Genomic DNA, 9,363 nt, shown 5'->3' on the forward strand with positions numbered 1-9,363 from the left:
ATATGATTCTTTCTAATGAGTTGTTTGATCGCTTTTCATTATAGGTCATATGGGACTTTTTTTCTACACAAAAATAGGCTCCATAATATCCATAGGGGATTTACCCACTACAAATATTATAGAGCCTAAGAAAAAAGCCTTGAGGGAAGCTGCTTCCTTCAAGGTTTTAAAATCCAGTCACAGTGACACCCAATAAGCGAACGTCTTTATCTTTATCTGTCAGAGATTCGTAAAGTTGGATAGCCATTTGTGAAATAGTTTCAGCATCTTGGATCTTTTGAGATAAGCTTTTCCGCTTAGTCATTGTAGAAAAGTCAGCATAGCGGATTTTTAAAATAATAATCTTTCCAGATTTTTCATGTTTTTGAAGACTCAGGGCAACTTTTTCCGAAAGAAGAGTTAGCTCTTTTTTGATATCCTCTTCTAGATTGAGAATTTTACTATAAGTTTTTTCTTTTCCAATAGATTTACGAATGCGATTGGACTTGACGGGAGAATTATCAATGCCACGAGCTTTGCGATACAGGTCAAAACCGAGTCGACCAAAACGATCAATGAGACTAATTTCAGAAATTTTTAAAAGATCAGCACCTGTAAATACCTCCATTTGATGCAATTTTTCAACTGTTTTCTTACCTACACCGTGGAATTTAGCGATATCCATTTGTTTGAGAAAATCTTCAGCTTCATCAGGGAGAATAACTGTCAGACCTCGAGGTTTTTGGTAATCGCTGGCTATTTTAGCTAAGAATTTATTGTAAGACACACCAGCAGAAGCGGTCAGATGAAGTTCTTGCCAAATATCTTGTTGAATTAGTCGAGCTATTTTAACAGCGGACTTGATGCCGAGTTTGTTTTCAGTCACGTCTAGATAAGCTTCATCGATACTCATAGGCTCGATATTATCCGTATAACGTTTGAAAATAGCTCGAATCTGTTGACCGACAGCAGTATATTTTTCGTGGTTTCCAGAAATGAAAACGGCTTGAGGGCAACGTTCATAGGCTTCTTTAGAACTCATAGCTGAGTGGATGCCAAATGCTCGCGCTTCATAGCTACAGGTAGAAACAACTCCTCGACCACCAGTTTTTCTAGGGTCACTACCAATCACAACCGGCTTCCCTTTAAGTTTGGGATTGTCTCGAATTTCAACAGCAGCAAAAAAGGCATCCATGTCAATATGGATGATTTTACGAGATAAATCATTCATTAGTGGAAAAATCAACATGGAGAAACCTCTCAGTGCTAGTTTGTTTAATTTTATTATACTCTTTTTCTGAAAAAATGAAAATCAAATAACCTCTTTCAAAAATATAATACAGTTTGTGAAATATTTTGAACTGTATTAGAAAAGAAAGTGTTAAAAAAGTGAGTTTTTAGTTGTTGAAATCGTTTACTGTGTGGTATACTGAATACATGAATGTAACAGATGACTGTTACTAGAAAGAAAAAAGAGGAATTAACATGGTTGTTAAGACAGTTGTTGAAGCACAAGATATTTTTGACAAAGCCTGGGAAGGCTTTAAAGGTGTTGACTGGAAAGAAAAAGCAAGTGTATCACGCTTTGTACAAGCTAACTACACACCTTACGATGGAGACGAAAGCTTCCTTGCAGGACCAACAGAACGTTCACTTCACATCAAAAAAATCGTAGAAGAAACTAAAGCACACTACGAAGAAACTCGTTTCCCAATGGACACTCGTCCAACTTCTATTGCTGATATTCCTGCTGGATTTATCGACAAAGAAAACGAAGTGATCTTTGGTATCCAAAATGATGAACTCTTCAAATTGAACTTCATGCCAAAAGGTGGTATCCGTATGGCTGAAACAACTTTGAAAGAAAATGGATACGAACCAGATCCAGCTGTTCACGAAATCTTCACTAAATATGTAACAACAGTTAACGACGGTATCTTCCGTGCCTACACTTCAAACATTCGTCGCGCTCGTCACGCTCACACTGTAACTGGTCTTCCAGATGCCTACTCACGTGGACGTATTATCGGTGTTTACGCACGTCTTGCTCTTTACGGAGCAGACTACTTGATGCAAGAAAAAGTAAACGACTGGAATGCAATCAAAGAAATCGATGAAGAAACAATCCGCCTTCGTGAAGAAGTAAACCTTCAATACCAAGCATTGCAACAAGTTGTACGCTTGGGTGACCTTTACGGAGTTGATGTTCGTAAACCAGCGATGAACGTTAAAGAAGCTATCCAATGGGTTAACATTGCCTTTATGGCTGTCTGCCGTGTTATCAACGGTGCGGCTACATCTCTTGGACGTGTGCCAATCGTATTGGATATCTTTGCAGAACGTGACCTTGCTCGTGGTACATTTACTGAATCAGAAATCCAAGAATTTGTTGATGATTTCGTTATGAAACTTCGTACAGTTAAATTTGCTCGTACAAAAGCTTATGACCAATTGTACTCAGGTGACCCAACCTTCATCACAACTTCTATGGCTGGTATGGGTAACGACGGTCGCCACCGTGTTACTAAGATGGACTACCGTTTCTTGAACACTCTTGACAACATCGGTAACTCTCCAGAACCAAACTTGACAGTTCTTTGGACTGACAAATTGCCATACAACTTCCGTCGCTACTGTATGCACATGAGCCACAAACACTCTTCAATCCAATACGAAGGTGTTACAACAATGGCTAAAGACGGATACGGTGAAATGAGCTGTATCTCATGTTGTGTATCTCCACTTGACCCAGAAAACGAAGAACAACGTCACAACATCCAGTACTTCGGTGCTCGCGTTAACGTTCTTAAAGCTCTTCTTACTGGTTTGAATGGTGGTTACGACGATGTTCATAAAGACTACAAAGTATTTGACATCGAACCAATCCGTGACGAAGTCCTTGAATTCGAATCAGTTAAAGCTAACTTTGAAAAATCTCTTGACTGGTTGACTGACACTTACGTAGATGCTTTGAACATCATCCACTACATGACTGATAAGTACAACTACGAAGCTGTTCAAATGGCCTTCTTGCCAACTAAACAACGTGCTAACATGGGATTCGGTATCTGTGGTTTCGCAAACACTGTTGATACATTGTCAGCTATCAAGTACGCTACAGTTAAACCAATCCGTGACGAAAATGGCTACATCTACGATTACGAAACAATCGGTGAATACCCACGTTGGGGTGAAGATGATCCACGTTCAAACGAATTGGCAGAATGGTTGATCGAAGCTTACACAACTCGTCTACGTAGCCACAAACTTTACAAAGACGCAGAAGCTACTGTATCACTTTTGACAATCACATCTAACGTTGCTTACTCTAAACAAACTGGTAACTCTCCAGTCCACAAAGGTGTATACCTCAACGAAGATGGTTCAGTGAACTTGTCTAAACTTGAATTCTTCTCACCAGGTGCTAACCCATCTAACAAAGCTAAAGGTGGATGGTTGCAAAACTTGAACTCACTTGCTAGCCTTGACTTTGGTTATGCAGCTGATGGTATCTCATTGACAACTCAAGTATCACCTCGCGCTCTTGGTAAAACTCGTGACGAACAAGTTGATAACTTGGTAACAATCCTTGATGGTTACTTCGAAAACGGTGGACAACACGTTAACTTGAACGTTATGGACTTGAACGATGTTTACGAAAAGATCATGTCAGGTGAAGACGTAATCGTACGTATCTCAGGATACTGTGTAAATACTAAGTACCTCACTCCAGAACAAAAAACTGAATTGACACAACGTGTCTTCCACGAAGTTCTTTCAATGGATGATGCATTGAGCTAAGATTCATAAATAGTAAATCAAAACCAGTCACTTTGACTGGTTTTTTTGCTATAAAAAAATATTTTAAAAAAGTTGGTCAAAATTGGTCAAATCTCTTGACTATTACTGACTAAAATGATAAACTAAGAACATAAGGATAAGGAAATCCTTAGAAAACCTTGATTTTAAGGTAGTTGTGTATTCTATCTTAAGATCAAAGTATGGGTAAAACCTAGAAAAGAGGTGCAACCTATGTTTAACATTAGCATTTTTAGAAGTCCAATGACAAAATTTGTATCGGATAAAGAAAAACCTGAAATTATACGTAGAGTAGCAAATAGCTAGTCTAAATTTTTTAAAACAAAGGTCAGGGAAAGTCAAAGTGATTTGACTAACTAATTTTGAAAACAAACGAGGTATGAAATATGAATAACAATTTTAATAACTTTAACAATATGGATGATTTATTTAACCAATTAATGGGTGGTATGCGTGGATATAGTTCTGAAAATCGTCGTTACTTGATTAACGGCCGTGAAGTAACGCCTGAAGAATTCGCTATTTACCGTCAAACCGGTCAACTTCCAAGCGAAGGAAGTGAACAAGCTCAGTATGTTCAAGGTAAAGCTATGAAACAAGATGGGATTCTTGCAAAACTTGGACGTAACTTAACAGCAGAAGCTCGTGAAGGTAAGTTAGATCCGGTTATTGGACGTAATAAGGAGATTCAAGAAACTTCTGAAATTCTTTCTCGTCGCACAAAGAATAATCCAGTTCTCGTCGGTGATGCTGGTGTCGGTAAAACAGCTGTAGTTGAAGGTTTGGCTCAAGCTATCGTGAATGGTGATGTTCCAGCAGCAATCAAGAATAAAGAAATTATCTCTATTGATATTTCAGGTCTTGAAGCTGGTACTCAATATCGTGGTAGCTTTGAAGAAAATATTCAAAATTTGGTAAACGAAGTCAAAGAAGCTGGAAATGTTATCCTCTTCTTCGATGAAATCCATCAAATCCTGGGTGCAGGTAGCACAGGTGATGGTCAAGGATCTAAAGGTCTTGCTGATATCTTGAAACCAGCTCTTTCACGTGGTGAATTGACAGTGATTGGTGCAACAACTCAAGACGAATACCGCAACACTATTTTGAAAAATGCTGCCCTTGCTCGTCGTTTCAATGAAGTGAAGGTCAATGCTCCATCTGCTGAAGATACCTTCAAGATTCTCCAAGGGATTCGTGATCTATATCAACAACACCATAATGTTATCTTGCCAGATGAAGTGCTGAAAGCTGCTGTTGATTACTCAGTACAATATATTCCTCAACGTAGCTTGCCAGATAAGGCTATTGACCTAGTCGATGTAACAGCTGCTCACTTGGCAGCACAACACCCAGTGACAGATGTACATGCTGTAGAGCATGAAATTGAAGAAGAAAAAGCTAAACAAGAAGCTGCAGCTGCTAAAGAGGATTATGAAGCGGCATTAAATGCAAAAATTCGTATTGAAGAACTGGAAAAGAAAATTGCCAACCATACAGAAGATCACAAGGTTACAGCGACTGTTAATGACGTAGCTGAGTCTGTAGAACGTATGACAGGTATTCCTGTTTCACAAATGGGTGCTACTGATATCGAACGTTTGAAAGATATGGGTCACCGTTTGCAAACTAAGGTAATCGGCCAAGATAAGGCTGTTGAAGCAGTAGCACGTGCTATCCGTCGTAACCGTGCAGGATTTGACGAAGGGAACCGTCCAATCGGTAGCTTCCTCTTTGTAGGTCCTACTGGTGTTGGGAAGACTGAGTTGGCTAAACAATTGGCTCTTGATATGTTTGGAACTAAGGATGCTATCATCCGTTTGGACATGTCAGAATACAACGACCGCACAGCTGTTTCTAAATTGATTGGTACAACAGCCGGTTATGTTGGTTACGATGATAACAACAACACTTTGACTGAACGTGTTCGTCGTAATCCATACTCAATTGTCCTTCTTGATGAGATTGAAAAGGCAGACCCTCAAGTGATTACTCTTCTTCTTCAAGTATTGGATGATGGTCGTTTGACAGACGGTCAAGGTAACACTGTAAACTTCAAGAATACAGTGATTATCGCCACTTCAAATGCTGGCTTTGGCTATGAAGCGAACTTGACAGAAGATGCGGATAAACCAGAACTCATGGATCGTTTGAAACCTTACTTCCGTCCAGAATTCCTCAACCGTTTCAACGCTGTGATTGAATTCTCACACTTGAGTAAGGCAGATCTTTCTAAGATTGTAGATTTAATGTTGATTGATGTTAATAAGACTCTTTCTAAGAAAGAAATCGACTTGGCAGTGAGCGATGCAGCTAAAGAATACATGACTGAAGAAGGTTATGATGAAGTAATGGGTGTTCGTCCACTCCGTCGTGTAGTTGAACAACAAATCCGTGACAAAGTAACAGACTTCCACTTAGATAATTTGGATGCTAAACACCTTGAAGCCGACATGGAAGATGGTGTCTTGGTCATTCGTGAAAAAGCCTAAATCAAAGTTTTGCGAATCAAAAAAGGAACCAGTTGAAAAAACTGGTTCTTTTGTGTTAAATGACATGACGTTCAAAGGCATCATCTGAGATTCCTTGTTCAAGAATCAATTTTGCCCATTCCTTAGCTGAAAATAGGCTGTGATCCTTGTAGTTGCCACAAGATTCAATGGTAGTCCCTGGGACATCTTCCCAAGTTGTAGTCTCAGCGATTTCCTTTAGTGAATCCTTGATGACAGCAGCGATTTCTGCGCTAGTATGACGTCCCCACATAATCATATGGAAACCTGTACGACACCCAAATGGTGAACAATCAATCATCCCGTCAATGCGAGTACGGATGAGTTTGGCCAAGAGGTGCTCTATCGTATGAAGACCAGCAGTAGGGATTGAATCTTCATTTGGTTGAACCAAGCGAATATCAAAGTTAGAAATGATATCTCCTTTAGGACCTGTCTCTTCTCCGATTAAACGGACATAAGGTGCTTTAACAATGGTGTGGTCAAGCTCAAAACTTTCAACAATAACTTCTTTTGACATGGTATTTCCTTTCAATTTTCTCCTTTCATTATATCATAAAGATTTACTTGAAAACTGCTAGCAAAGAGATTTTTCAAATATGAATGCCAAAAAAGTGACTGACTGTAAAAAATAATTTTAAAATGGCAATTGTTTTCAAATCAATTTGAAAAATTCTGAAAATTGTATTGACACTTAGCAAAAAAGGGACTATAATGTATAAAAAGTCATAAAGGAGTTTATTATGAAATTTTCAAAAGTAATGGCCCTAGCAGGAGTGACTCTGTTAGCGTCAGGTGTTTTGGCAGCTTGTTCAGGTTCAGGCTCTAGTGCAAAAGGTGAGAAAACTTTTTCTTATGTTTATGAAACTGACCCAGACAGCCTCAACTATTTGACAACTGGTAAGGCTGCGGTTGCTAATATCACAAGTAATGTTATTGACGGTTTGATGGAGAATGACCGCTACGGTAACTTCGTGCCATCTTTGGCAGAAGATTGGTCAGTGTCTAAAGACGGGTTAACTTACACTTACACAATCCGTAAGGATGCTAAGTGGTATACTTCTGAAGGCGAAGAGTATGCGCCAGTGAAAGCGCAAGACTTTGTAACAGGTCTTAAATATGCGGCTGATAATAAGTCAGAAGCCCTTTATCTTGTTCAAGAATCTATTAAAGGTCTTGATGCTTATGTAAAAGGTGAAGTTAAAGACTTCTCAGAAGTTGGAATCAAGGCTGTAGATGATCAAACAGTTCAATACACTTTGAACAAACCAGAAAGCTTCTGGAACTCTAAGACAACCATGGGAATTCTTGCACCAGTCAATGAAGAATTCCTTACTTCTAAAGGAAGTGACTTTGCCAAAGCAACTGATCCAAGCAGTATCCTTTATAATGGTCCTTTCTTGTTGAAATCATTAGTAGCAAAATCTTCAGTAGAATTTGAAAAGAATCCAAACTACTGGGATAAGGACAATGTTCATATTGATAAAGTAAAACTTTCATTCTGGGATGGTCAAGACAATAATAAACTTGCAGAAACCTTTAAAGATGGTAGTTTCTCAATGGCTCGTCTCTTCCCAACAAGTGGAAGCTACTCTGAACTTGAAAAAGAGTTTAAAGACAATATCGTTTATACACCACAAGATTCTTCAACCTTCTTAGTTGGTACAAATATTGACCGTCAGTCTTACAAATATACTTCTAAGACTACAGATGAGCAAAAGACTTCAACTAAGAAAGCCCTCCTTAACAAAGACTTCCGTCAGGCTATTGCTTTTGGTTTTGATAGAACAGCTTATGCTTCTCAAGTTAATGGAGAAAGTGGAGCAAGCAAACTCCTTCGTAACTTGTTCGTACCACCAACATTTGTTCAAGCAGATGGTAAAAACTTTGGAGAGTTAGTTAAGGAAAAATTAGTTACCTATGGTGATGAGTGGAAAGATGTTAATCTAGACGACGCTCAAGACGGTCTTTACAATCCTGAAAAAGCAAAAGCAGAATTTGCTAAGGCTAAGACAGCTCTCCAAGCGGAAGGTGTTCAATTCCCAATCCATTTGGATATGCCTGTTGACCAAACCAATACTACAAAAGTTCAACGTGTTCAATCATTGAAACAATCGCTTGAAGCAACATTAGGAACTGACAATGTCGTTATTGATATCCAACAACTACAAAAAGATGAAGTCCTCAATGTTACTTACTTTGCTGAAACGGCTGCCGGTGAAGATTGGGACCTTTCAGATAACGTTGGTTGGTCTCCAGACTACATCGACCCATCTACATACCTTGATATCATCAAACCATCAGTAGGTGAAAATACTAAGACTTACCTAGGATTTGATTCAGGTACAAATAACGCTGCTGCCAAACAAGTTGGTTTGGAAGATTACGAAAAGATGGTTGTTGAAGCTGGAAATGAAGACACTGACGTTTCAAAACGTTATGATAAATATGCTGCAGCCCAAGCTTGGTTGACAGATAGTGCATTGATTATTCCAACAACTTCTCAAACTGGACGTCCAATGTTGTCTAAGATGGTACCATTCACACTTCCATTTGCTTACTCAGGTAACAAGGGAACTAGTGAAGCCCTCTTGTACAAATACCTTGAACTTCAAGATAAACCAGTAACTGCTGATGAATATCAAAAAGCTCAAGATAAATGGAAGAAAGAAAAAGAAGAATCTAATAAAAAAGCGCAAGAAGATCTTGCAAACCATGTCAAATAAGAAAAAAGAGGCCGGACAAAAAGTCTGGCCTTTTGATATCATTCCTGAGACATCAGTTTGACATTTTGGTTATTGGTTCAAGCACTGCATTGAAGTAGTAGAATAGACTTTCTAAGTCACGCCCCAGTTCATAGATAAACTACATAAACACAAGGTAACTTTTATCTATAATTTTCAACAGTTTTCCCGACTATTTAATACTGGACTAAAATCAAAAAACATCTTATAATAGTAGTTATGAAACTTACAAACGAAGAAACACAAAAAATTGAACAACTCCTAAGAGATTCATCGTACGCCAAATATCACAAACGTCTACAGATTATTTATTT

5 protein-coding genes are annotated in these 9,363 nt (G+C 38.6%); 3 read left to right on the forward strand and 2 right to left on the reverse strand.

Features of this window, described 5'->3' with window-relative positions:
- Positions 1 to 166: 166 nt before the first annotated feature.
- Entirely contained in the window at positions 167 to 1,228 is a 1,062-nt protein-coding gene (gene dinB / locus QM911_RS09450) for a DNA polymerase IV (RefSeq protein WP_414313836.1), read from the reverse strand.
- A gap of 236 nt (positions 1,229 to 1,464) precedes the next feature.
- On the opposite strand from dinB, the gene pflB reads away from it, so the two are divergent.
- Complete coding sequence (pflB, locus tag QM911_RS09455) at positions 1,465 to 3,780, forward strand: formate C-acetyltransferase (RefSeq protein WP_049503040.1); 2,316 nt, start codon at positions 1,465 to 1,467, stop codon at positions 3,778 to 3,780.
- Positions 3,781 to 4,184: 404 nt separating this feature from the next.
- Positions 4,185 to 6,287 carry an AAA family ATPase gene (locus QM911_RS09460; RefSeq protein ID WP_414313837.1) on the forward strand — a complete coding sequence of 701 codons (2,103 nt, stop codon included), beginning with the start codon at positions 4,185 to 4,187 and terminating at the stop codon, positions 6,285 to 6,287.
- A 55-nt stretch (positions 6,288 to 6,342) separates the two neighbouring features.
- Here QM911_RS09460 and QM911_RS09465 read toward each other — a convergent pair whose 3' ends face one another.
- Positions 6,343 to 6,825 (reverse strand): S-ribosylhomocysteine lyase, encoded by a 483-nt coding sequence (locus QM911_RS09465; RefSeq protein WP_000032544.1) that lies wholly within the window; start codon positions 6,823 to 6,825, stop codon positions 6,343 to 6,345.
- 223 nt (positions 6,826 to 7,048) lie between these two features.
- Between QM911_RS09465 and QM911_RS09470 the strand changes: the two genes are divergently transcribed.
- Positions 7,049 to 9,031: a peptide ABC transporter substrate-binding protein gene (locus QM911_RS09470; protein WP_414313838.1), complete on the forward strand. Its 1,983-nt coding sequence runs from the start codon at positions 7,049 to 7,051 to the stop codon at positions 9,029 to 9,031.
- Positions 9,032 to 9,363 lie beyond the last annotated feature (332 nt).

The sequence above is a fragment of the Streptococcus infantis genome (assembly GCF_047460825.1).
Taxonomy (GTDB): domain Bacteria; phylum Bacillota; class Bacilli; order Lactobacillales; family Streptococcaceae; genus Streptococcus; species Streptococcus infantis_V.

Excerpts from the sequence above, each read along its gene's own strand:
- pflB (WP_049503040.1), top strand. The coding sequence starts at position 1,465 with ATGGTTGTTAAGACAGTTGTTGAAGCACAAGATATTTTTGACAAAGCC.
- dinB (WP_414313836.1), bottom strand. The coding sequence starts at position 1,228 with ATGTTGATTTTTCCACTAATGAATGATTTATCTCGTAAAATCATCCAT.
- QM911_RS09460 (WP_414313837.1), top strand. The coding sequence starts at position 4,185 with ATGAATAACAATTTTAATAACTTTAACAATATGGATGATTTATTTAAC.
- QM911_RS09465 (WP_000032544.1), bottom strand. The coding sequence starts at position 6,825 with ATGTCAAAAGAAGTTATTGTTGAAAGTTTTGAGCTTGACCACACCATT.
- QM911_RS09470 (WP_414313838.1), top strand. The coding sequence starts at position 7,049 with ATGAAATTTTCAAAAGTAATGGCCCTAGCAGGAGTGACTCTGTTAGCG.